At 63.4% G+C, this 23,502-nt stretch carries 20 protein-coding genes and 1 other RNA gene; 6 read left to right on the plus strand and 15 right to left on the minus strand.

Going from position 1 to position 23,502, the window contains the following annotated elements:
* Positions 1-5 precede the first annotated feature (5 nt).
* From MESS4_RS23105 to mraZ, 6 genes are read right to left on the minus strand one after another with little or no spacing between them, the layout of a single operon-like run.
* Positions 6-1,439, minus strand: a complete 1,434-nt coding sequence (locus MESS4_RS23105; RefSeq protein WP_006336224.1) for a UDP-N-acetylmuramoylalanyl-D-glutamyl-2,6-diaminopimelate--D-alanyl-D-alanine ligase — start codon at positions 1,437-1,439, stop codon at positions 6-8.
* Positions 1,436-2,890 (minus strand): UDP-N-acetylmuramoyl-L-alanyl-D-glutamate--2,6-diaminopimelate ligase, encoded by a 1,455-nt coding sequence (locus MESS4_RS23110; protein ID WP_006336231.1) that lies wholly within the window; start codon positions 2,888-2,890, stop codon positions 1,436-1,438. The genes MESS4_RS23105 and MESS4_RS23110 overlap by 4 nt, the downstream gene beginning before the upstream one ends.
* A gap of 54 nt (positions 2,891-2,944) precedes the next feature.
* Entirely contained in the window at positions 2,945-4,672 is a 1,728-nt protein-coding gene (locus MESS4_RS23115; RefSeq protein WP_006336232.1) for a penicillin-binding protein 2, read from the minus strand.
* Positions 4,669-5,046 (minus strand): hypothetical protein, encoded by a 378-nt coding sequence (locus tag MESS4_RS23120; RefSeq protein WP_006336233.1) that lies wholly within the window; start codon positions 5,044-5,046, stop codon positions 4,669-4,671. The genes MESS4_RS23115 and MESS4_RS23120 overlap by 4 nt, the downstream gene beginning before the upstream one ends.
* A gap of 4 nt (positions 5,047-5,050) precedes the next feature.
* Positions 5,051-6,082 (minus strand): 16S rRNA (cytosine(1402)-N(4))-methyltransferase RsmH, encoded by a 1,032-nt coding sequence (gene rsmH, locus MESS4_RS23125; protein WP_006336234.1) that lies wholly within the window; start codon positions 6,080-6,082, stop codon positions 5,051-5,053.
* Positions 6,079-6,537, minus strand: coding sequence for a division/cell wall cluster transcriptional repressor MraZ (gene mraZ, locus MESS4_RS23130; protein WP_006336236.1), 459 nt, complete (start codon positions 6,535-6,537; stop codon positions 6,079-6,081). The genes rsmH and mraZ overlap by 4 nt, the downstream gene beginning before the upstream one ends.
* A 408-nt stretch (positions 6,538-6,945) precedes the next feature.
* On the opposite strand from mraZ, the gene MESS4_RS23135 reads away from it, so the two are divergent.
* Positions 6,946-8,058 carry a cystathionine gamma-lyase gene (locus MESS4_RS23135; RefSeq protein ID WP_006336240.1) on the plus strand — a complete coding sequence of 371 codons (1,113 nt, stop codon included), beginning with the start codon at positions 6,946-6,948 and terminating at the stop codon, positions 8,056-8,058.
* Between the two features lie 9 nt (positions 8,059-8,067).
* Here the strand turns inward: MESS4_RS23135 and MESS4_RS23140 are convergent, their stop codons facing one another.
* The 7 genes from MESS4_RS23140 to MESS4_RS23165 all read right to left on the minus strand — a co-directional run bounded on the left by MESS4_RS23140 (position 8,068) and on the right by MESS4_RS23165 (position 12,119).
* On the minus strand, positions 8,068-8,361 hold the full coding sequence (locus tag MESS4_RS23140) for a type II toxin-antitoxin system RelE/ParE family toxin (protein ID WP_006336243.1): 294 nt from the start codon (positions 8,359-8,361) through the stop codon (positions 8,068-8,070).
* Positions 8,358-8,642, minus strand: coding sequence for a type II toxin-antitoxin system ParD family antitoxin (locus tag MESS4_RS23145; protein ID WP_006336245.1), 285 nt, complete (start codon positions 8,640-8,642; stop codon positions 8,358-8,360). Before MESS4_RS23145 ends, MESS4_RS23140 begins: the two co-directional genes overlap by 4 nt.
* Before the next feature lie 172 nt (positions 8,643-8,814).
* An RNA gene (gene rnpB / locus MESS4_RS31265) (RNase P RNA component class A) lies at positions 8,815-9,224 on the minus strand.
* Positions 9,225-9,283: 59 nt separating this feature from the next.
* Positions 9,284-10,030 (minus strand): transglycosylase SLT domain-containing protein, encoded by a 747-nt coding sequence (locus MESS4_RS23150; protein ID WP_006336251.1) that lies wholly within the window; start codon positions 10,028-10,030, stop codon positions 9,284-9,286.
* A gap of 184 nt (positions 10,031-10,214) precedes the next feature.
* On the minus strand, positions 10,215-10,982 hold the full coding sequence (locus MESS4_RS23155) for an N-acetylmuramoyl-L-alanine amidase (protein ID WP_006336252.1): 768 nt from the start codon (positions 10,980-10,982) through the stop codon (positions 10,215-10,217).
* Positions 10,979-11,698 (minus strand): DnaJ family molecular chaperone, encoded by a 720-nt coding sequence (locus tag MESS4_RS23160; protein ID WP_006336253.1) that lies wholly within the window; start codon positions 11,696-11,698, stop codon positions 10,979-10,981. The genes MESS4_RS23155 and MESS4_RS23160 overlap by 4 nt, the downstream gene beginning before the upstream one ends.
* 226 nt (positions 11,699-11,924) lie before the next feature.
* Positions 11,925-12,119: a hypothetical protein gene (locus MESS4_RS23165; RefSeq protein ID WP_036241922.1), complete on the minus strand. Its 195-nt coding sequence runs from the start codon at positions 12,117-12,119 to the stop codon at positions 11,925-11,927.
* Positions 12,120-12,322: 203 nt separating this feature from the next.
* On the opposite strand from MESS4_RS23165, the gene MESS4_RS23170 reads away from it, so the two are divergent.
* From MESS4_RS23170 to MESS4_RS23180, 3 genes are read left to right on the plus strand one after another with little or no spacing between them, the layout of a single operon-like run.
* Positions 12,323-16,192 (plus strand): hydantoinase B/oxoprolinase family protein, encoded by a 3,870-nt coding sequence (locus MESS4_RS23170; RefSeq protein WP_006336255.1) that lies wholly within the window; start codon positions 12,323-12,325, stop codon positions 16,190-16,192.
* A gap of 31 nt (positions 16,193-16,223) precedes the next feature.
* Positions 16,224-17,522 carry a DUF3419 family protein gene (locus MESS4_RS23175; RefSeq protein WP_006336265.1) on the plus strand — a complete coding sequence of 433 codons (1,299 nt, stop codon included), beginning with the start codon at positions 16,224-16,226 and terminating at the stop codon, positions 17,520-17,522.
* A complete protein-coding gene (locus tag MESS4_RS23180; protein WP_006336266.1) occupies positions 17,519-18,196 on the plus strand; it encodes a class I SAM-dependent methyltransferase in 678 nt (225 codons plus the stop codon). The genes MESS4_RS23175 and MESS4_RS23180 overlap by 4 nt, the downstream gene beginning before the upstream one ends.
* An 18-nt stretch (positions 18,197-18,214) precedes the next feature.
* On the opposite strand, the gene MESS4_RS23185 is transcribed toward MESS4_RS23180, so the two are convergent.
* The gene (locus MESS4_RS23185; protein WP_006336267.1) at positions 18,215-19,594 is read right to left on the minus strand and encodes a serine hydrolase; all 1,380 of its coding nucleotides are present in this window, start codon (positions 19,592-19,594) and stop codon (positions 18,215-18,217) included.
* 226 nt (positions 19,595-19,820) lie between these two features.
* Between MESS4_RS23185 and MESS4_RS23190 the strand changes: the two genes are divergently transcribed.
* Positions 19,821-20,615, plus strand: a complete 795-nt coding sequence (locus MESS4_RS23190) for a GH25 family lysozyme (RefSeq protein ID WP_006336268.1) — start codon at positions 19,821-19,823, stop codon at positions 20,613-20,615.
* Between the two features lie 111 nt (positions 20,616-20,726).
* Positions 20,727-21,905 carry a lytic murein transglycosylase gene (locus MESS4_RS23195; RefSeq protein WP_006336269.1) on the plus strand — a complete coding sequence of 393 codons (1,179 nt, stop codon included), beginning with the start codon at positions 20,727-20,729 and terminating at the stop codon, positions 21,903-21,905.
* A 155-nt stretch (positions 21,906-22,060) separates the two neighbouring features.
* On the opposite strand, the gene MESS4_RS23200 is transcribed toward MESS4_RS23195, so the two are convergent.
* Positions 22,061-23,281 (minus strand): alanine racemase, encoded by a 1,221-nt coding sequence (locus MESS4_RS23200; protein WP_006336270.1) that lies wholly within the window; start codon positions 23,279-23,281, stop codon positions 22,061-22,063.
* Between the last annotated feature and the right edge of the window lie 221 nt (positions 23,282-23,502).

Raw genomic sequence — 23,502 nt, forward strand, 5'->3', positions numbered from 1 at the left:
TGACCCTAGGTCGGTTTACTGGTTGTGGCTTGCGCCGGAAATTTGCCGAGCAACGCCTCGACCAGTTTTGAAAACCCGATGCCCTTCGACGACTTGATCATCACCACGTCGCCAGGCTTCAATGTCGACAGCAGCACCGGCTTGAGGTCCTCGGCGCCGGCGCGATATTCCGTCTCGATCTCGTCTGGCAGGATGTCGGCCAGCGCCCGCATTTCCGGGCCGCCGAGAAAGACGTTTCGAGTCTCGGTGCCGACGATGAGGTCGGCGAGCGCGGCATGCAGCTTCGCCGAGTGGTCGCCAAGTTCCAGCATGTCGCCAAGCACGGCGATGCGCCTGCCTTCGCCCGACACTGGCGTGGCATTGAGCAGCGCCATCGCAGCACCCATCGACGCCGGATTGGCGTTGTAGCTCTCATCGATCAGTGTGATCGACCCCTTGGGGTGGCGCAGCACATGGCGCTTGCCGCGTCCGCGCTCGGCCGAAAGATCGGCCAGCGCCAGCGCCACCCTGGTGATATCGGCGCCGACCAGATGCGCGGCACCGAGCACCGCCAGCACGTTCTGCACCATATGCCGACCGGGCGCGCCGACACGTGCCGTGACCTCCTGCCCGCCGATTTTGGCGGTGATTATGGAATGATCGGCATGCAGCACGCATTTGACCAGCTTGAAGGTCGCGCGGGCATTTTCTCCGAAGCCGTAGACATGCTCGACGCCGGCGTCTTTCGCCATCTTGCCCAGCAGCTTCGAGCGCGGATCGTCGCGGTTGAGCAGCGCCGCGCCACCCGGCTCCAGTCCTTCGAAAATCTCGGCCTTGGCCTTTGCGATCTCGTCGAGGTTGCGGAAGAAGCCGAGATGCGCCGCCGCGATCAGCGTGATGATGGCGACATGCGGCCGGACCATCTTGACCAGCGGCCGGATCTCGTCCGGATGGTTCATGCCGATCTCGAAGACGGCATAGTCGCAGTCGGCGGGCATCCGCGCCAGCGTCAGCGGCACGCCCCAATGGTTGTTGAACGATTGCGCCGAGGCATGCACCTTGCCGACAGCGGACAGCGCATGGCGCAGCGCCTCCTTGGTGGTGGTCTTGCCCGCCGAACCGGTTACCGCGATGATCTTGGCGTTTGAACGCGCACGGGCGGCAACACCAAGCTTTCCAAGTGCGGCCAGCACGTCCTGCACCACGATCATCGGGGCCGTCAGCCGGCCGAGCGCCGGCAATTTGCCCTCGGCGACGACCAGCACGCCGGCGCCGGCCTTGATGGCGGCGGTGGCGAAGTCATGGCCGTCCATCGCTTCGCCCTTGACGGCGAAGAAGGCCTCGCCCGCCACAAGGCTGCGGCTGTCGATCGAGATGCCGGTGACACCTTCCGGCATCGGGCCAAGCGGCCGTCCGTCCATGGCGGCGACCATATCCTCGGAGGTCCACAGGAAACTCATGCGGCGCGTTCCCTAAGCGCGGAGCGGACTTCCTCATGGTCGGAAAAATGCAGCGTCTCGGTGCCGATGGTCTGGCCTTCCTCATGGCCCTTGCCGGCCACGATCAGCGTATCGCCGGCGTGAAGCATGGCGACCGCGTCATGGATCGCCTTGCGCCGGTCGCCGATCTCTATGGCGCCGGGCGCGGCTGCAAGGATGGCGGCGCGGATCGTTTCGGGCACTTCCGAGCGCGGATTGTCGTCGGTGACGATGACGACGTCGGCCAACCGCGTCGCGATCTCGCCCATGATCGGCCGCTTGCCCCTGTCGCGGTCGCCACCGCAGCCGAACACGACGATGACGCGGCTTGTGGTAAAGGGGCGCACCGAGGCCAGTACGTTTTCCAGCGCATCCGGCTTGTGCGCGTAGTCGACATAGACCGGCGCGCCATTGGCCGTTGTTCCAACGAGATCGAGCCGGCCCGGCGCGCCTTTCAATTTCTCCAGCGCCATCAAGGCCTTGGCGGCAGATGTTCCGGTGGAAATGGCAAGGCCCGCCGAGACCAGCGCGTTGGCGATCTGGAAATCGCCAGCCAGCGGCAGGTCGACCTCATGCAGAACGCCATCGACTTCCACCTCGGCGCGCTGGCGGTGGCGCTCGTGCTCGACCCGCTTCAGCCGCAGGAATTCGCCATGGCGGCCGACCGTCAGCACATTCAGCCCCGCCGCCTGTGCCGCCTTGATCGTTGGCTCGGACCACGGATCGTCGGCAAAGATGACGGCAGGCGCACCCTTCGGCAGCAGCGCGTCGAACAGGCGCAGTTTGGCGCGATGATAGTCCTCGACCGTCGGATGATAATCCATGTGGTCGCGGCCAAGATTGGTGAAGCCGCCGGCGGCAAGCTTCACGCCGTCGAGCCGGCGCTGGTCGAGCCCATGGCTGGAGGCTTCCATCGACGCGTGGGTGACGCCGGCATCCGCCAATTCCTTGAGCAGAAGGTGCAAAGCGACCGGGTCGGGCGTGGTCAGCGAGCCATATTCATTGCGGCCCGGCGCCACCACGCCGGTGGTGCCGATCGAAGCAGCGGCAAAGCCCGCCTGCTCCCAGACTTGCCTGGTAAAGGCGGCGACCGATGTCTTGCCGCTGGTGCCAGTCACAGCGACCATGGTTTGCGGCTGCTTGCCGAAATAACGGGCGGCACTCAGCGCCAGCGCCAGACGCGGATCGTCGACGGCAAGAACCGGCACCGGCAGTCCGGCAATGGCGCTGCCCTTGCCCGCCACGATCGCGGCGGCGCCGCGCCTGGCGGCATCGGCGGCATAGGCCGCGCCGTCCGCCTTGGTGCCAGCGAGCGCGAAAAAGACGACGCCCGGTCTTACCTCGCGGGAATCCGACGAAATCCCGGTAACCTCCATATCGGGGGAAGCTATCCCCTCGACAGGCAGGATACCGGCTAGATCTTTCAGCTTCATCGAACCCCGTTCATCTCAACAAAATAGCGCGCAGTTGCCGGCGCGCCCTAGGAATCACTGATAGGAAACCAGCGTTGCACCATTTTCATGGCTGAAATCTGGCTTCACGCCAAGCATGGAAGCCGAACGTCGGATGATGTTTGCGGCCATGACGCCTGCATTCGAGGCGGCCGTTGCGCCCATGCCGGGCTTTTCGGGCTTCGGTTCGTCGGCGATCGTGAGCACGATATATTGCGGATCGTCCATCGGGAAAGCCGCGACAAAGGCATTGAAATTCTTGTCCTTGGAGTAGCGGCCATTGACGACCTTCTCCGCCGTTCCGGTCTTGCCACCGACGCGGTAGCCCGGAACCCTGGCATTCCTGCCCGACCCCTTCTCGGCATTGAGTGCGTAGAGATAGCGCATGCCCTCGGAAGTCTTGTCGCTGACCACTTTCTTGGCCGCCGACATCGCCTGCTCCTGCGTGCGCGTCAGGAAAGTCGGCTCCATCAGATAGCCGCCATTCATCAGCGCGGCGCAACCAACCGCGGTCTGCAGCGGCGTCGTCGACACGCCGTGGCCGAAGGCGATGGTGATCGAATTGACCTGCTTCCAGACCTTGGGTTCGGTCGGGCGGGCGACCTCCGGCAGTTCCGTCTGCATCTTCTCGAGGATCCCCAGGCGATGCAGGAATTCGCGGTGCCCCTCGATGCCAACCGCTTCGGCTTCCTTGGCCGAACCGATGTTGGACGAATAGATGAACACCTCCGGCACCGAGAGCACCCGACCCTTGCCGTGGAAATCATTGATGGTCTGGTTGCCGATCCTGATCGGCCGCGTGGCATCGAAACGGCTGTTCATCGTCACCTTGCCGGAATCCAGCGCCATGGCGGTGGTGAAACTCTTGAAGGTCGAGCCCATTTCGTAGAGGCCGGCCGACATGCGGTTCAGCCGGTCCTTGTCCTGCGCGTTGTAGGGATTGTTCGGGTCGAAATCCGGTACCGAGGCCATGGCCAGCACCTCGCCGGTCTTGACGTTGAGCACAACGGCGCCGGCGGCGATCGCGCGATACCTTTCCATGCCGGTGGAGATTTCGTCTCGAACGATGTTCTGGACGCGCAGGTCGATCGACAGTTGCACTGGCTTCAGGTCCCTGGCCACCGCCAGGCCGGACGCCTGAAGGTCGGTCAAGCCCTGGTTGTCGATGTACTTCTCCATGCCGGAGATGCCCTGATTGTCGATGTTGGTGAGACCGACGATGTAGGACGAGGTTTCGCCGCTCGGATAGAAGCGGCGCTTTTCCGTGCGAAAGCCGAAGCCGGGAATGCCGAGCTGCATGATGTCGGCCTCCTGCTTGGGCGTCAGTTGCCGCCGCAGCCAGACGAAACCGGCGCCGCTCTTCAACTTTTGATAGGTCTGCTCGTAGTCGATCTCGGGAAGCACCGTCGACAGCTTCTCGATCGCCTCGTCCGCGTCGACGATGCGCCGCGGCTCGGCAAACAGCGACGCCGTCTTGATGTCCGTCGCCAGCACTTCGCCGTTGCGGTCCACGATGTCCGGCCGCGATGCCGTCACGCGGCTCTGCGGCCCTCCCGACATGTCGGGATTTTGAAAGCCGAGGTAGACCAGCCTGCCGGCGATGCTCGAATAGAGGCCGAAGAACACCGCCATCGTCATCACGATACGGGTCCTGCCCTTGCCGCCGGTCGCCTTGCGGGCGCCTTCGACGACGATCGAGCCGCCTTCGCCGGATTTCGCGCCACGCTTCAGCAGCCTCCTGATTGTTGCAAGTCTGGCGATCATTGCACGATGCCTCCGGTGACCACGGGGTCCTTGCCGCCGATATCGGCCATGCCGCCCAGCCGCTGGGACGAGAGGTCCTGGATGTTGACCGGCTTTGCCGGCAGATCGTCCAGCCCGACGATCTGGCGCGCGTTGACCGGCTCGAGTGCAAGCTGCGACTTGTAGATCTCGGTCAGTTTCTGCAGGCGCGACGGCTGGGTAAGCAGGCTCCAGTCCGCCTTCAGGAGGTCGATCGTGTCCTCCTCGTAGCGGATCTGCGCCTGGATCTTCTGCACCGCCGCCAATTGTTCCTCGGCCTCGCGCTTGGTCTTGTAGGTCAGGGCCGCGGCCGAGACCATGACGGCGATCAGGACTATGTCGCTGGTACGAAACACGTGCTCACCTCTCTCCCGGCCGGTTGGCGCCGGGAAGTTTTGGGCTGGGAAGTTTTGGCAGACCGAAAATCGCAAAGTCGCCGGCCCGAGCCGGCGCCTCGGTGCGGATGGCGGCGCGCAGCCTTGCCGAACGCGCCCGCGGATTGGTCGATATCTCGGCATCGCCAGGCGTCACCCCGCCGCCGGCCTTTCGGAAAGTGGCCAGGCGTGTCTGCGCCTCGGGCATGTGCCGCGACCCGGTCACCTGATCGGCGCGGTCGGCAATGAAGCGCTTGACGATGCGATCTTCCAGCGAATGAAACGTCACCACGGCTAGCCGTCCGCCCGGTCTCAGCACGCGCTCGGCCGCAAACAGCGCCTTGGCCAATTCGCCGAGTTCGTCATTGACGAAGATGCGCAGCGCCTGGAAGACGCGGGTCGCCGGATGGATCTTGTCCTTTGGGGCGCGGCCGATATGCGTTTCGATGGCGTCGGCAAGATCGAGCGTGCGCTCGAATGGATTTCTTTCGCGGCGGCTTTCGATCATGCGGGCGATGCGGCCGGCATGGCGCTCCTCGCCGAGGAAACCGAAAATCCGGGCAAGATCGCCGGCCTTGAAGGAATTGACGACATCGGCCGCACTCAGGCCCGCCTGCGCCATGCGCATGTCCAGCGGCCCATCGGCGCGGAACGAAAAGCCGCGCTCCGCCTGGTCGATTTGCATGGAGGAAATGCCGATATCGAGCACCACGCCGTCGGCGCTTTCGACATGCTCGTCCAGCGTCGAGAATGGCGCATGGACAAGCCGGAGCTTGCCGTCCGACTGCGCTTCGAGGTCTCGCCCCACCGCGATCGCATCCGGATCGCGGTCGATGGCCACAACCGAGGCGCCGCTCGCCAGAATGGCCCTGGTGTAACCGCCGGCGCCGAATGTGCCATCGACGATCACCTCGCCTGCCTTGGGCGAAAGCGCCTCCAGCACTTCGGCAAGGAGGACCGGAATGTGGCGGGCCGGTCCGCCAACGGCGTGAAGGTCATCGCCGTGGCCCGCCATCATTCCGGTCGCTCCCCGGGCTTCGTCCCCTGCCGAAGCTGCAAAAGCCTGGCGCGTGCTTCCGCCCCGTAGGTGGAAAGCCGTCCGGGCTCCCAGATCTGAAAGAAGTTGCCGCGACCGACAAAGGCCACTTCCGCCGATATGCCGGTGTGCTCGCGAATGAAATCGCTCATCGTGATGCGGCCATCCTGATCGAGCTTCAGGAACGTGCCGTCGCCATGGCAGAAGAACGACATGTCGTCCGCCGTCCGCAGGAAGGGATCTTCCTGCGCGATGCGCTGCTCGTAGCGGTCGAGCAGGTCGAGCCCGCCGACATCCATCGCCGGACGGTCGAGGCAGCGCAGCGCATAGAGTTCCGAGTAACCGCGCTTCTGCACGACCGCCCGGAAATGCGCCGGAACGGACACCCGCCCCTTCGCATCGATCCTGTTCACCGCGCTCGACAGAAACCGGTCCATTACGCGTTACAGCCGCTTGCGCCGCCGCACCCCTCTGCATTTTGCCCTCCGCGCCGCCGCAGCGCGGTCCCTGCCCGAAATCCATGCCGTTCCGAGGGGCGAAAGCAGCCAAACGCGCAGCCGCCGCGGCTGCCCGATTGGCGTACGCTTCACCCTGACGCGGAACGAAGGCTTGAATGTCCAAATGGGATATCATGGGGCACTATGGGCGTCAACGGGAATAGGATACACAAACGCGCGCGCCACAACCGGTGAGAGCGACTTTGACGGCACTCTCGTGTTTATCCTCCATTAAGCCTAACGAAGCGTTTAGAGCCGCGTGGCCCAACCGGACGCCGCTTGCTGCAAACCGTGGCCTGACGCTAGGGTCGGCTACATTTCCCCGGCTAGAAACAAGGTTTGAAATCGATGTCCGAAACAGCCAGGTCACGCGCCGCAGCGCTTCCTCACCTGCGTCGCGGCAGGCTTGCCAAGGGCGACCCAATTCCCGTGCCCCTGACCATGGCCGCCATTTTTCACACACCGGGCGATGCTGCGGGCTTTGACGAATACGGCCGATACGACAATCCAACCTGGAGGGCCGTCGAGCATATGCTGGCGCATCTGGAAGACGCGCCATGCGTCGGCTTTCCCTCCGGAATGGCTGCGATCTCGGCGGTGTTTTTCGGGCTGCTCAAGGCAGGCGATCGCATTTTGCTGCCCGCGGACGGCTATCACGCCACGAGAGCGCTGGCCGATCGCTTCCTCAAGCCTTTCGACATTGCCTACGATGTCCGCCCGACATCGAGCTTCCTCGACGGCGGCTTCGACGGCTATCGCCTTGCCTTCGTCGAGACCCCGGCAAATCCGGGCCTGGACATCTGCGACATTGCCGCCGTCGCCGAAGCCGCGCACAAAGCGGGCGCGCTGCTCGCCGTCGACAACACGACGATGACGCCTTTCGGCCAGCGCCCACTCGATTTTGGCGCCGATATCGTCATTGCCGCCGACACCAAGGCGCCCAATGGCCATTCCGACGTGCTGTTCGGCCATGTCGCCAGCCGCAATGCGGACATCATCGCCGCGGTTTCCGGTTGGCGCGAGATGTCAGGCGCCATTCCCGGCCCATTCGAGGCATGGCTGGTGCATCGCGGCCTGGAGACGCTGGATGTGCGCTTCGACCGCATGTGCTCTTCGGCGGAAGTGATCGCGCGGCGGCTGCAAGGCCACCCCGCTATCAGCGGTCTGCGCTTTCCCGGACTGGACGGCGATCCGTCGCACAATCTCGCCCGCGCCCAGATGGAGCGCTTCGGTTTTCTGATCTCCTTCGTGCTGGATTCAGAGGACAAGGCCGAGGATTTCATCAACAATTGCGCGCTGATGCAGGCCGCGACCTCCTTCGGCGGTGTCCATAGCTCCGCCGAGCGGCGGGCAAAGAGAAGCGACGCGGTTGCGCCAGGCTTCGTTCGCCTGTCGGTCGGCTGCGAACCCGTGGAAGAACTTTGGCAAGCGATCGAGGCGTCGCTGGATAGGCTGGCGTGAGCGGATCGGTCACGAATTGAGGTCGTGGGCTTCGATCCTGCGCCGGCCATGTAACACGCGCACGATTTCGATTGCCTCGTCGCCGACACGGTACAAGGTGAGGTATTCGCCGACGACCAAATGGCGGATACCCGGCGCGATGTCGTCACGCAGCGGGCCGGAGAAAGGGTACAGAGTCAACAGATGCCACCGCTTTTCCAAGGCATCCACAAGACGAATCGCGGCATTTGGATTGTGGCTGGCGATGTAGTCGCCGATATCTTCGAGATCGACCGCCGCCTGGGGAAGCAGCCGATATTTCACTCTTCAAGGCCTTTGGCCTCGACCATTTTCAAATACCTGGCGCGCGCTCGTTCCAAGATCGGCGGCCCTTCCAATGCTGGCCCGCTGTCGATCCCTTCCTGCACCAGCTTGCGCAGTTCCTCGACCGTATAGCCGAGCAGGTCGCGCCGATCCTTCCATTGCCTGAGCGCGTCGCGGATCACCTCGCTCGCCGACGCGTATTCACCGGCGGCGACCACGTCGTCGACCGCCGCCGCCAGTTCCGGCGAAAGCGTGATGCTGCGTTTGTCGACATGACCCATGATGCGCTCCTGGTGCCGCTCAAGGGTATGGTACGATTTAATCGCACCAATTTCAACAGTGCCGCAGCGCATCCGGCAAAGGCGATCCAATTTCAGGTGCATGAATCAAGAGGCGCGCCCGAAGACGCAACCTGCTGATATCAGCGGACTTCCTTGTAAAATCTGGAAGAAAATTGCCAGCTGGCCTGTAAGCCGGGTTCTGTATGGCCCTCGCCCCTTGCGGCGCGAGAACGTGGCGGCCATTCATCTTGGGCGCATGTTGCCATGCGCCTCACGCAACCTACCCGGACGGTGAGCCGGAAACAGCCCCCGAGGGTTGCCCCTCGCACCGTCCCTATTCGGTCTTGCTCCCGGTGGGGTTTACCGTGCCGCTCCTGTTGCCAGTCGCGCGGTGGGCTCTTACCCCACCCTTTCACCCTTGCCCCGAATCCGGCGGAGCCGGATCGTGGCGGTTTGCTTTCTGTGGCACTTTCCCTGGGGTCGCCCCCGCCGGCCATTAACCGGCACCGTGTCTCCATGGAGCCCGGACTTTCCTCACCCGCAGCCTTTCGGCTTCGCGGGTGCGGCCGCCCGGCCAGCTGGCAAGCGTATAAAGGGGTTCACGCCAAAAAACGCAAACGAAAAAACGACTTATGACCAGTTCACGCAGGCTGCCCAAGCGCGGCCATCTGCACCTTGACCTTGCCGCAATAGGCCGCGGAGACCGGGTTCATCCGCTTGGCCGCGTGGCCGGCATTGTATTTCAGGATGGTGCCGCAGGTGGTGCCGCCGCCGAGGCCCCGCGCCATCGCAAGGTATTTCATGCCGTATCTGATGTTGGTGTCGGGGTTGAACAGGCCCTTGATCGAGCCGGTGTAGCCCATCATCCGCGCCGTCGCCGGCTTGATCTGCATCAGGCCGATCTCGCCGGCGCCGCCGACGATGTTCGGCTGGTAGTTGCTCTCGATCTTGACGACGGCGTTGGCGAGCGACACCGGCACACCGTAGCTGGCGGCGTAACGGGCGATGATCGCCGAATACTGTCCAGTGCCGCCGGACGCTGCCGTCGACACTGCTTTGCTCTTCGGGCCGATCGACGCCGTTGTCGTCCGGTCGATGTGTTTCCTGTTGCGCTTCACATGCCGCTTGGAGACCGCCTTTTTTGCAAAGGCTGGCTTTTTTGCAGAGACTGGCTTTTTCGCCTTTACCGCAGCCGCCTTTTCAACTTTTGCGGTGGCTGTCTTTTTTACTTTTGCACCTTGGGTAGCTTTCGGCATGGCGGTCTTGCCGGATGCGACAGCGAGGCCTTGGTCTGCCCGTGGGCTCAGTGGCGCGCCATTCGCCGTGCTGAAGGCAAAAGTCATTACGCCGGCAGCAACAGCTACCGTTACAACGGTCAATTTCTGCATGTGATCCTGTTCTGTCTGGACTGCGCGAAGAACTTCACACAGCTACGCTAAATCAACATCGGAACATCTGGGGGATTAGAGCCCGACAACTTGCACGGATCGCCTTTGACGGCCGATTTGGCGTCAAACAAGGCGATGCAAGTCACTTTGAGTGACAGGCTGTAACTTTAGGACGGCAAAAAGACTACTTGGAAGAACCTGCCCTTGCGGAAGCAAGCAGCCTTTCCAGTGTGCGGATCGTCGATCCGTCGGCGAGGCCATCCACCTTGCGCTGCCGGAAATGCCGCTGGAAAGCGTCGACCACGATTTCGGTCTGCCGGTCGAAAGCCCCTGATATCTCCGCGCCGTAACCATAGAGCGCCAGCATCGACTGCAACGCCTCGACCTCGGCGCCCGCATCGCCGGGCCTCAGCACCGCGCCGCGCCTGACCGGTGCCGCTTCGACGAGATGGCCGACACCGGCGTCGAACAGCGTCTTCCACGGGAATCTCTCGCCCGGATCGATCTTGCGTCCCGGCGCCACGTCGGAATGGGCGAGCACTCGTTGGGCTGGAATGGAATGGCGCTGGACGATCCCCTTGCACAGGCCGATCACCGCATCGATCTGCCGTTTCGGAAAGTTTCGATAGCCCAGCGAATGCCCCGGATTGACGATCTCGATGCCGATCGAACAGGAATTTATGTCGGTGCGTCCGAACCACGAACTCTTGCCGGCATGCCAGGCACGGTCGCTTTCCCTCACCATCTGGACGATTTGGCCGTCCTCATGGGCGAGATAGTGCGACGAGACCTCGCTGGCCGGATCGCACAGCCATGCTTCGGCGCCCGCGCCGGTCTTCATGCCGGTGTAGTGCAGCACGATCATATCGGGCTTGGTCGTTTCGCGTCGCGGGCCGAAATTCGGCGATACCCTTACCTCGGCGTTCGGCTCGTCGGGCAGGAAGCCGCTCATGCGTGCCGCAGGCCTCGCTCGATCATCTCATAGGCCGCGTTGATCGCGGCGATCCGGGTCGTTGCGATCTTGATGAATTCCTGCGGCAGGCCGCGCGCGATCAGCCTGTCGGGATGGTTGTCCGAAACCAGCTTGCGATAACGCTTCCTGACCTCCTCGAAAGGCTTTCCACGTTCGATGCCAAGCACGACATAGGGATCGGCCGCACCAAGATCGACATGCCGCGCCAGGATGCTCTGGTAGTGCGCTTCCTCGATCCGGAAGATCTCGGCGACACGATGCAGGAACTGGCCTTCGCGCTCGTGCACCAACCCATCAGCCTTGGCGATGTGGAACAGCCCGTCGAGAATGTCCTCCAGCATCGCGCAGTTCGAATGGCCGGAGCCGCAAAGCTGCGCCATGCGCTCGGCATAGGTCTCGAACCCGGCAATATCGCGCTTGGCCAGATCGTAGAGGCGCGCCACATTGCGCGTCTGCTCTCTCGGCACTTCGAATATTTCCTGGAAGGCGCGCACCTCGTCCTGGGTGACGATGCCATCGGCCTTGGCCATCTTGGCCGACAGCGCGATCATCGCCACCGAGAAGGCGACGCGCCGGCGCAGATCGGCGTCGCCCGCGAAAACTGTCCGCACGGCCTCGACGACATCGGCGACACCCGACGAGGCTGAAGACGAAACGCGGGTGATGAATTCGCCGAGGCGGTCCCAAATCGACATGAGGGCTTAATAGAGCCAACCGGCCATCGCTATCAAGCGAAGACAATGCCGCGGCGCCCGGCCCTACCGATTTGGTGGCACGCATGAAGCACATGAAGCAACTGGCGACGCAATGGCGAACCCGCGAACGGCAGACTGCCATATCGCACTACAGCGCTTTGAATGAATCTTAAGCCAGATTAAGAGAAGGCCGGCGTTAACCGGCCTTCCCAAATCGCTGTATGAACTACTGCGCCGGGGCAGGCGCAGGCGCAGGAGCCGGTTCGGCAGGCTTCGTGGCGTCAGGGGCCGGCTGCATCGGCTGTTCGGCGGCCGGCGGATTGGTGCTCTGCGTGGTGGTAGTATCGGTACCGCTATCGCTGCAGGCCGCAACGCCGAGCAGTGCAAGCGCCGAAACCGACGCAAGAATGAGCTTTTTCATAACTTCTCTCCTCTAATCACGCCGCCGTTACCGGTGGCGGTCGAAAAGAAAATGCATGAGGCGGATATGAGTTTCGTAACGTTGCATTTCCACCTGTAACATCTTCATATCCCTTGGCGATTGCCGGCCGGGGCATGTCGAACCAACAGCCGGGGCCATGTCGAACTAACAGATTGGACAGGAAAAATGCCAGGAGCCGTATCGTGACCGCAAAATGGGATTTCTGGATCGACCGCGGCGGCACCTTCACCGATATCATCGGTCGTGACCCGGAGGGCGGGTTGCATCCGAAAAAACTCCTGTCGGAGAATCCTGAAGCCTATGCCGATGCCGCCATCCAGGGCATTCGCGAGCTGCTCGGACTAAAATCCGGCGCTCCGATCCCGTCCGGCCTGATCGGCGACATCAAGATGGGCACCACCGTTGCCACCAACGCGCTGCTGGAGCGCAAGGGCGACCGTGTGCTGCTGCTCATCACCAAGGGCTTTCGCGACGCGCTGAGGATTGCCTATCAGGCGCGGCCCGACATCTTCGCCAAGGAGATCATCCTTCCCGAGCAGCTCTATGAGCGCGTCATCGAGATCGACGAACGCGTACGCGCCGATGGTTGCGTCGAACGATTGCTCGACATCGCCGCCTGCGGGCCGGCCATCGAGAAGGCCAGGAAAGACGGTATCGACGCGGTGGCTATCGTCTTCATGCACGCGTGGAAATACCCCGATCATGAAAAGGCCGTGGCAAAAGTCTGTCGCAAGCTCGGCTTCGGCCAGGTTTCGGTCAGCCATGAGGTCTCGCCGCTGATCAAGCTGGTCGGCCGTGGCGACACCACGGTGGTCGACGCCTATCTCTCGCCGATCCTGTCGCGATATGTGCGGAAGGTCGGCCAAGAGCTCGGCGTCCTCTCCGCCCTTGAGGGGGAGATGGCCGCGCAGCGGCCAGAGGGGGTCATCTCAGAAGGCACCGCCAGAGCGTCGAACCCAGTCGAGCCGACCCCACCCGGCGGCTTTGCCGCCACCCTCCCCTCAAGGGGGAGGGAATCCCCTCGCCTCATGTTCATGATGTCCTCCGGTGGCCTGACCGCCGCCGACATGTTCCAGGGCAAGGACGCGCTGTTGTCCGGCCCGGCCGGCGGCGTCGTCGGCATGGTCGAGACGGCAAAACTCGCCGGCTTCGGCAAGGTCATCGGCTTCGACATGGGCGGCACCTCGACCGACGTCGCCCATTATGACGGCGACTATGAGCGCGCCTTCGACACCGAGGTGGCCGGCGTGCGCATCCGCGCGCCGATGATGCGCATCCACACCGTCGCCGCCGGCGGCGGCTCGATCCTGCACTACGAGGCCGGCCGCTTCCGCGCCGGCCCCGACTCGGCCGGCGCCAATCCCGGCCCGGCCGCCTACCGGCGCGGCGGGCCATTGGCCGTCACCGACGCCAACGTCATGCTGGGCAAGCTGCAGCCCGATTTCTTCCCGGCGATCTTCGGTCCCGGCCAGAATGAGCCGCTCGATGTGGAGGTCGTCCGCGGCAAATTCGCGGCACTTGCCGCCGAAATCGGCGATGGCCGCGCGCCCGAGGCGGTCGCGGAAGGCTTCGTCACCATCGCCGTGGAGAACATGGCGAACGCCATCAAGAAGATTTCCGTGCAGCGCGGCTACGACGTCACCGAATATCTCCTGAACTGTTTCGGCGGCGCCGGCGGCCAGCACGCTTGCCTCGTCGCCGATGCGCTCGGCATGGAGGCGGTGCTGATCCATCCCTTTTCCGGCCTGCTTTCGGCCTATGGCATCGGCCTGTCCTCGGTCTTTGCCTCGCGCCAGCAGGCGCTGCTCAAGCCGCTCGCCGAAGAATCCCACTCGGCGATCGACGACCTCGTCGCGGCGCTCCGGAAAGCCGTCGTCGACGAGTTTGCGGTACAAGGCATTGCCGAGGCCGCCATCGCCTCGAAGCCAGTGCTGCAGATCCGCTACGACGGCACCGACACCGCACTGCCGGTGAATTTCGAGCATGGTTCGATCTTCAGGGCGAAGAGCGACTTCGAAACCGCGCACAAGGCGCAGTTCGGCTTCGTCTATGAGGACAAGCCGATGATCGTCGAAACCGTCGGCGTCGAAGGCGCCGACACTGGCGCCACCGGCCGCGACGAGAGTGATTCAGCGCTTGAGGACATGGTCGCAAACCCTTCGGAGACTCGGAAAATCTTCGCCGACGGCATTTGGCGTGATGCCGGCATCTTCCGCCGCGAGACGTTGAAACCGGGGCACAAGGTTGCCGGCCCTGCCCTGATCATCGAGCCGAACCAGACCATTGTCGTCGAACCGGGTTGGCAGGCCGAAATCACCGCCAAGAACCACGTGCTGTTGCGCCGCGTCGAGAAAAAACGCCGGCAGGCGGCACTCGGCACCGCGGCCGATCCGGTCATGCTTGAGGTCTTCAACAATCTCTTCATGTCGATCGCCGAGCAGATGGGCGTGACGCTGCAAAACACCGCCTACTCCGTCAACATCAAGGAAAGGCTGGATTTCTCCTGCGCCGTCTTCGACCGTCATGGCGCACTGGTCGCCAACGCGCCGCACATGCCGGTGCATCTCGGCTCCATGGACCGTTCGGTGGAAACCATCATCCGGCTGAACTCGGGCGACATCCACCCCGGCGACGTCTTCGCCCTCAACGCACCTTACAATGGCGGCACGCATCTGCCTGATATCACCGTCGTCACGCCGGTTTTTTCCCTCCCCCTCGAGGGGAGGGTGGCCGCGCAGCGGCCGGGTGGGGTCGCTGCGGCAGTGCTCGACGTTTTGGCGGCGCCTTCTGAAGCAACCCCCTCCGGCGGCTTCGCCGCCACCTCCCCCTCAAGGGGAGAGGAGATCTTCTTCTACGTCGCCTCGCGCGGCCACCACGCCGATATCGGCGGCACGGCGCCCGGCTCGATGACGCCGCTCGCCACCACGGTCGACGAGGAAGGCGTGTTGTTCGACAATTTCCGCATCGTCGATCGCGGCCGCTTCCGCGAGAAGGAACTGGAGACGCTGCTTACCGACCATCGCTATCCCGCGCGCAACCCGCATCAGAACATCGCCGACCTCAAGGCGCAGATCGCCGCCAACGAAAAGGGCGTCGCCGAGCTTCGCAAGATGGTCACGCATTTCGGGCTTGGCGTGGTGGAGGCCTATATGGGCCATGTCCAGGATAACGCCGCCGAGAGCGTGCGCCGCGTTCTGGAGCGCTTGCCCGACAGCTCCGTATACGAATATCCAACCGACACCGGCCAGGTGATCAAGGTCAAGATATCGGTCGACCGGAAAAAGCGCGAGGCGACGGTCGACTTCACCGGCACGTCGCTGGTGATGAAGAACAATTTCAACGCGCCCGAACCGGTGGCGCGGGCCGCCGTCCTCTATGTCTTCCGCGTCATGATCGAGGACATGATCCCGATGAATGCCGGATGTCTGCGGCCCATCAACATCATCATCCCCGATGGCTCGATGCTGAAACCCGCCTATCCCGCCGCCGTCGTCGCCGGCAATGTCGAGACCTCGCAGCATGTCACCAACGCGCTGTTCGGCGCCATGGGCGCGATGGCCAATGCGCAAGGCACGATGAACAACCTCACCTTCGGCAACAAGCAGTACCAATATTACGAGACGATCTGCTCCGGTTCGCCGGCCGGCCGGATGAACTCCGGCCGCGGCTTTGCCGGCACCTCGGGCGTCCACACCCACATGACCAATTCACGCCTCACCGACCCAGAAGTGCTGGAACTGCGTTTCCCGGTCCTGCTCGAGGATTTCCACATCCGCGAAGGTTCTGGCGGCCAAGGCAGATGGAGTGCCGGCGACGGCACCCAACGCACCATCCGCTTCCTCGAAAAGATGGAGTGCGCGATCCTGTCCTCGCATCGCAACCGCCCGCCGCAAGGGCTGGATGGCGGCGGCGACGGCGAGGCCGGCTCGACGAAAATCCGCCGCAACGATGGTGCGGTCGAAGTGCTGAAAGCCTGCGACCAGACCGTGCTCGACGCTGGCGAGGCCGTCATCCTCACGACACCGACGCCGGGTGGGTTCGGCAAAGCCTGAGCGGCATCAACAGGACTGTCACCGGCTTGTCATGACCCTGCGCTACCCGCTTGCGCCAACGCAAATGGGGAATCACCTTGCCATGACGGATCTTTCCGGGGAACTCGTTTTTCGACGTGGCAAGGAAGTTGGAAAAGCCGTCTACCAGAACCGTCCCCTGTCAAAGGCCGGTGTCTCCGAACGGCTGTTCGCCCTGCTGTTTTCCGGCCTTGTCTACCCGCAGATCTGGGAAGACCCCGATGTCGACATGGAGGCGATGCAGCTCGGCCAGGGCCATCGTATCGTCACCATCGCGTCCGGTGGCTGCAACATCCTGGCCTATCTCACCCGCTCGCCCGAAAGGATCGACGCCGTCGATCTCAACGCCGCCCACATCGCGCTGAACCGCATGAAGCTGGAGGCGGTGCGCCATCTGCCCTCGCAGGGCGATCTGTTCCGCTTCTTCGGCGCCGCCGACACCAGTCACAATTCGGAAGCCTACGACCGCTTCATCGCCCCGCATCTCGACCCGGTCAGCCGCCACTATTGGGAGCGCCGCAACTGGCGCGGCCGTCGCCGCATCGCCGTCTTCGACCGCAATTTCTACCAGACCGGCCTGCTTGGCCTGTTCATCGCCATGGGCCACCGCGTTGGCAAATTCTTCGGCGTCGATCCCGCCGGCATCATGAATGCGAAGACCATCGCCGAGCAGCGCCGCTTCTTCAACGAGGAACTGGCGCCCGTCTTCGAAAAGCCTTTGCTGAAATGGGCCACCTCGCGAAAAGCCTCGCTGTTCGGCCTCGGCATTCCGCCGGCGCAGTACGATTCGCTGATCACCTCGGGCGACGGCACCATGGCCAGCGTCCTGAGGGCCCGGCTGGAAAAGCTCGCTTGCGATTTTCCGTTGAAGACCAATTACTTCGCCTGGCAGGCTTTTGCGCGACGCTATCCCAATCCCGGCGAAGCAGCACTCCCCGCCTATCTGGAAAAGCGCAACTACAAGACGATCCGCAACAATGTCGATCGCGTCGCCATCCACCACGCCAATCTGATCGAATTCCTCGCCGCCAAGGATGCCGGCTCGGTCGACCGCTTCGTGCTGCTCGACGCGCAGGACTGGATGACCGACGACCAGCTCAACGCGCTGTGGGCCGAGATCACCCGCACCGCATCCGCTGGCGCCCGTGTCATCTTCCGCACCGCGGCCGAACCCAGCCTGCTGCCCGGCCGGGTTTCGAATTCGCTGCTCGACCAGTGGAGCTACGCGGACGACGCCTCGCGCGAGTTTTCGGCACGCGACCGTTCGGCCATCTATGGCGGCTTCCACCTCTATGTGAAGCGGGTCGCATGAGCACCAGCGAGCTGCCGGCCAGGCACGGCGAACCGCCGGCCGGGCATGCCGAACTGATGGACGGCGTCTATCGCTGGCAGCGCCATTTCTACGACCTGACCCGCAAATACTATCTGCTCGGCCGCGACCGGCTGATATCAGGGCTGGACGTGCCGGCCGGCGGCACGGTGCTCGAACTCGGCTGCGGCACCGGCCGCAACATCGTGCTTGCCGCCCGCCGCTATCCCGAAGCCCGTTTCTTCGGCCTCGATATTTCGGCCGAAATGCTGGAGACGGCCAACGCCGCCGTGGCCCGTGAAGGCCTGTCCGGTCGTGTCATGCTGGGGCGCGGCGACGCCACCGATTTCGATGCGAAGGCGCTGTTCGGCCTGGCTAGCTTCGACCGCATCTTCGTGTCCTATTCGCTGTCGATGATCCCCGGCTGGGAGAAAACAGTGTCGGCGGCGCTTGCCGGCCTTTCGCCAGGCGGCTCGCTGCACGTCGTCGATTTCGGCCAGCAGGAGGCCCTGCCCCGCTGGTTCCGCACGCTGCTGCGCGGCTGGCTGAAGAAATTCCATGTCGAGCCGCGTGAGGCGCTGCGCGATGTCCTGGAATCGGAATCTGCAAGAGTTGGCGCAAGCCTCCGGTTCAGAACGCTTTATCGCGGCTACGCCTGGTTGGCGGTCGTCGGATAGCAACGCCTTTTTCCGACGCTATTTTAGCGCCTTCACCAGCGCCGCCACCATCGTCTGCGGCCTATATCCAAGCTTGGCCGGCGTCAGGCCGAGCCGCACCACCACAAGCTTCTCTGAGGGGATGATGGCGACCGACTGCCCGTCATGCCCCTCCATCCAGTACGTATCCTGGGGCAGGCCTGCGGCAACACCGGCGCCGGGGCTCTCCTCGTCGCCCGGACCCTCGATCCACAATTGACCCTTGCCATAGACTTTCGTGGCGGGCGCCTGTTCCCGCATCCAGCCGACGAAGCCGGCCGGCAGGATCTCCTTGCCGTTCCAGACGCCGTCCTGCAGCAGGAACTGGCCGAAGCGCGCCCAGTCGCGCGCCGTGGCGTAGAGATAGGACGAACCGACGAAGGTGCCGCGCTCGTCGGCCTCGAGCACCGCGCTCTGCATGCCGAGCGGATTGAACAGGGCGACCCTTGGCCATGCCAGCGCCTGGTCCCTGTCGGCTATCGCATCCTGCCAGAGCCTGGACAGCATCACCGCAGTCCCGCTCGAATAGGAGAACACCTTGCCGACGTCACCGGTCAGTGGCTTGGATTCGGCAAAGCTCGCCATATCGGGTTCGAGGTAGAGCATGCGCGTCACATCGGCGACGTCGCCATAGTCCTCGTTGAATTCGAGCCCGCTCGACATAGCCATCATGTCGGCGAGGCTGATGACGGCGCGGCCATCGGCTTTCCAGGGTCCGAAAAGGCCGCTATTCGTCATCGCGATCTTGCCGTCCTTCACCACTGTGCCGACAATCGCGGCGTTCACTGTCTTGGTCATCGACCAGCCGAGCAGCGGCGACTTCTCGGAAAAGCCGTCGCCATAACGCTCGGCGACGATGCGGCCGTTCTTGACCGCCACCACGGCGCGCATGCCGGGGCCGGTCAGCGCCGCATCGTCGAGGATTTTCGCGATCTCGGGGTTCTGCGAGGCGTCGACCCTGTCGCCTTCCGGCCAGAGTGCGCCAGGCGGCGGCGCCGGCGTCAGCGCCGCCCCGGTGACGGCCTTCGCGGCGGCGATGTTGCCGTCCGGCACCACGGCGCAGCCGAGACCGTCGCGGACGACCGCGACGCTCTTGCCAAACACACCGAACAGCCCCGCCGAAACCGTGCCCTTCTCCTTGTCCACCGATACCTGCATCAGCCTCAACAGCGGATGGCCCGGCGCCTGCACGTCGACGCCAAGCACCTCGTCGGCATCGCGTCCGGCGATGAAGACATTCGAGCAGACGATCTTGGCCGAATAGCCCGAGCCGACGCGGATCAGTTCCGGCGGCGCGACATAGAGCCAGGCGGCGAGTGCGATGACCGCCAGCACGACCAGCCCCAGCAGCCACTTGACGATCTTCGCAACGATCCGCATTTTCCGCTTTCTGGGTCCGGCACGAGACTTATGTCATCGATTTGCCGCCATTGCTTCCGCAAATCGTGCTTCTTGTCGAGCGCCGTCAACCTGTTATCAACCATGATCGGCGATCACGGGATAGACCGGGCGATCCTGTGGGGTGATCGTCCGGCAGGGGCCAGACGGAGGGGGCACCCAGGAAACGACCCATCAGCGGCCGGCTGAAACCGGCTCAGGAGTAGTGATGCGCCGTTTCGCGGTCCTCATCATGCTTGCGCTGCTTGGCGCCTGCTCGACAATCGACGATCTTGCGCCGCTGTCCTCATCCAGCGCCCCCACGGTTGCGGTGCGCGCGCCCCGTTTCGCCGACTCCGATCCTCATGAGTGGGTAAGCGGCGCGCCGTGGAACTATGCGGTTCACGGCACCGACGTCTCCAAATACCAGACCTCGGTCGACTGGCCGGCGGCCAGGGCCAGCGGCATCTCCTTCGTTTTCATCAAGGCGACCGAAGGTGGCGATCGCTTCGATAACTTTTTTGACGAGCATTGGAACAGCACGAAAGCGGCCGGAATTCCGCGCGCGGCCTATCATTTCTACTATTTTTGCACTCCCGCCGCCACGCAAGCGCGCTGGTTCATCCGCAACGTGCCCAGAGACCGGTCGGCGATGCCTCCTGTTCTCGACATGGAATGGAACCCTCAGTCGCCGACCTGCAAGCTGCGTCCAGACGCTGCGACGGTGCGCAGCGAGATGAGCATTTTCCTGGATATCCTCGAGAAACATTACGGCAAGAAGCCGATCATCTACACCTCGATCGATTTCTTCGACGACAACAATTTGTCGACCTTCCGTGGCTATCCCTACTGGCTGCGTTCGGTGGCTGGCCACCCGCGCGAGAGATACGGCAGCCACCCCTTCACCTTCTGGCAGTACACAGGAACCGGCATTGTCCCGGGCATCCCGGGCAAGGCCGACATCAATGTCTTCAACGGCACGGAGGCCGCCTGGAACAAATGGCTGCGGCAGAACACCCGTTGACACCGGGCTTGCCGCCTGCTTTCGACACGGCCGCGAGCGGATTTCTGCGACGCCCCGTCCTGGAAGACTGCACTTGTCCCGGAAGCTCGCTCTTGTCTCGAAAGGATCGCGATGCGATTGCGCTTTGAAATTCTCGCGGCGCTGTTCCTGACCGCTTCGGCCTTGCCGGCGGCGGCGCAGCAATGTGGCGGCGATTTCGAGGCTTGGAAGCAGGGCGTGGCGGCGGAAGCCAGGGCGGCCGGCGTCGGCATCGCCGGCCTCGATGCGCTGGAGAAAGCCAACCTCGACGACAAGGTGCTGGCGCGCGACCGCGCCCAGGGCGTGTTCACGCAGACTTTCCTCGAATTCTCGAACCGCATGATCTCGTCCCATCGGCTGAAGCAGGGCGCGATCAATCTGAAGAAGTATGCCGATGTCTTTGCCCGCGCCGACGGCGAATTCGGCGTCCAGGCGCCGGTCATCGCCGCCTTCTGGGCGCTGGAAACCGATTTCGGCGCCGTGCAGGGCGATTTCCACACGCTGAGCGCGCTGGTGACGCTCTCGCATGATTGCCGCCGCCCGCAGCTGTTCCGGCCGCAGATCGCGCCGCTGCTGACGCTGATCGACCGCGGCGTCCTGCCGGCCGACGTCACCGGCGCCTGGGCCGGCGAGATCGGCCAGACTCAGATGCTGCCTTCCGACTACCTCGCCCGCGGCGTCGATGGCGACGGCGACGAAGTGATCGACCTGCGCGGCAGCGCGCCCGATGTGATCATGACCACGGCCAGCAAGATCAGGTCGCGCGGCTGGAAGCGCGACCAGCCCTGGATCGAGGAAGTCCGCGTGCCCGACGACATGCCGTGGGACCAGACGGGGCGCACCAACAAACTGCCGCTGACGCAATGGACTCAATGGGGCGTCACCAATCCCGACGGCACGCCACTTGTCGACAACGGCCTGAAGGCGGGTCTGGCGCTACCCATGGGCCGCAAGGGACCGGCCTTCCTCGCCTACGACAATTTCGACGTCTATCTCGAATGGAACCAGTCCTTCACCTACGCGCTGACAGCGGCCAATCTCGCTGCCAGGCTGGCGGGCGCCCCGCAAATCGACCCACGCAATCCCGAACCCGGCCTCATTGGCGACCAGATGAAGGCGCTGCAGACCAAGCTCGAGGCCAAGGGCTATGACGTGGGCTCGGTCGACGGCATTCTGGGCACCAACACCCGCGAGGCGATCCGCAAGGAACAGAAGCGGCTCGGATTGCCCGTCGATGGCTGGCCAACGCCTGAGCTTTTAGGGAAGTTGTGAATGGTGAATGGTGAATGGTGAATGGTGAATGGTGAATGGTGAATGGTGAATGGTGAAAATTCACCGAAGTGCACGGAACGCAAGAGTTACTTCTATTCACTATTCACTATTCACTATTCACTATTCACTATTCACTATTCACTATTCACTATTCACTAATCCGCCATCGTCTCCAGGCTCGCAAACCCTTGCGGCGCGTCGCCCTCGTCGAATGGCGTCGTCACCTCGACGAACGTGTCGGGATAGAAGCCGTTGAACCGTGTCCTCAGCGACAGCGAATAGGCGCCGATATGGCCGATCTCGATCCAGTCGCCGGTGTCGACGGTTTCCGGCAGCCAGAATGGCCTGGACAGGATATCGACGGAATCGCAAGTCGCACCGCAGACCTTGAACGGCACGATGTTCTTTTCCTCGCCATTGCGCGAGCGGATCGCCGGATCGGGGATGAAGCGCGCCGGCAGCGTGATCTTGCCGGTCCATGAATCCGACAGCGACGCCCAGATGCCGTCATTGATGTAGAGCCGCTTGCCCTTGCGCAACAGCACCCGCACGATCAGCGACAGGCAGCGCGCCACGATCACCCTGCCCGGCTCCGCCACCAGCGGCATCTGGTCGAACTGATACTCCTTGAGATCGCCTGCCAGCCGCGACATGATCTGGCCGAGCGACGGCATTTCCGGCTTGCGGCTGTTGGGATCATGGCCATATTCGGCGGGAAAACCGCCGCCGACGTCGAGCCCGGCAATGTCGAAGCTGACGCGGTTGCGCACCCAGTCGGCCGAGGCCAAGGCCCGCTCATAAGTGTCGGGATCCTCGATCTGGCTGCCGACATGGAAGCAGAGGCCGACCTTGTAGCCGGTCCGGTTCAGCCGCTCGGCGAGTTCCACCGCATAGGCCGGTCCGGCGCCGAACTTCTTCGACAGTTCATAAGCCGCCGATCCCTTGGTCTGGATGCGCACAAACACGGTGATCGCGCCGGGATCGATGTCGAGCGCCCGCACCACACGCGTCAGCTTGGTGATCTCGTCCTCATGGTCGACCGAAATGACACGGATGGCGTATTTCTCCAGCGCCAGCTTGATGTCCGACTGCGCCTTGACCGGATGCATGTAGAGCATTTCGGCATCGGGCGAGACCGCGCGCACGGCGGCGAACTCGCCCGGCGAGGCCACGTCGAAGGCGCCGACGCCGGCTTCGACCAGCGCCTTCAGCACGATCTGCTCGCCATTGGTCTTGACCGCATAGGCGGTCTTGCCGGGAAACATGCCCATGAACTGCCTGGCGTCGGCCTGCAGCACCTGCGGGCGAAAGCAATAGACCGGATCGTCCGGGCGAAGCGCCAGCGCCGCTTCGCGGGCATTTTCGAATCGCTGCATGGACGAATCCCTTGACTGAGGCTGCGCACAATTAATCCAAGCTATGCGCGAATGAAAACAATTCTGTGTCTCGCACCGCTGACGCTGCGGCGCTAATGCATGTCGCGCAAAAGTGCGCAGCGGTTTTGCAATAACGACATGCATGAAAACAAGAACCTGAAGCGCGTCGCATGAATCCGTTCAAACGCGACGCGCTTTAGACCTGACGGAGGAGTTCTAAG

The sequence above is a fragment of the Mesorhizobium sp. STM 4661 genome (genome assembly GCF_000359125.1).
In the GTDB taxonomy this organism is placed as follows: domain Bacteria; phylum Pseudomonadota; class Alphaproteobacteria; order Rhizobiales; family Rhizobiaceae; genus Mesorhizobium.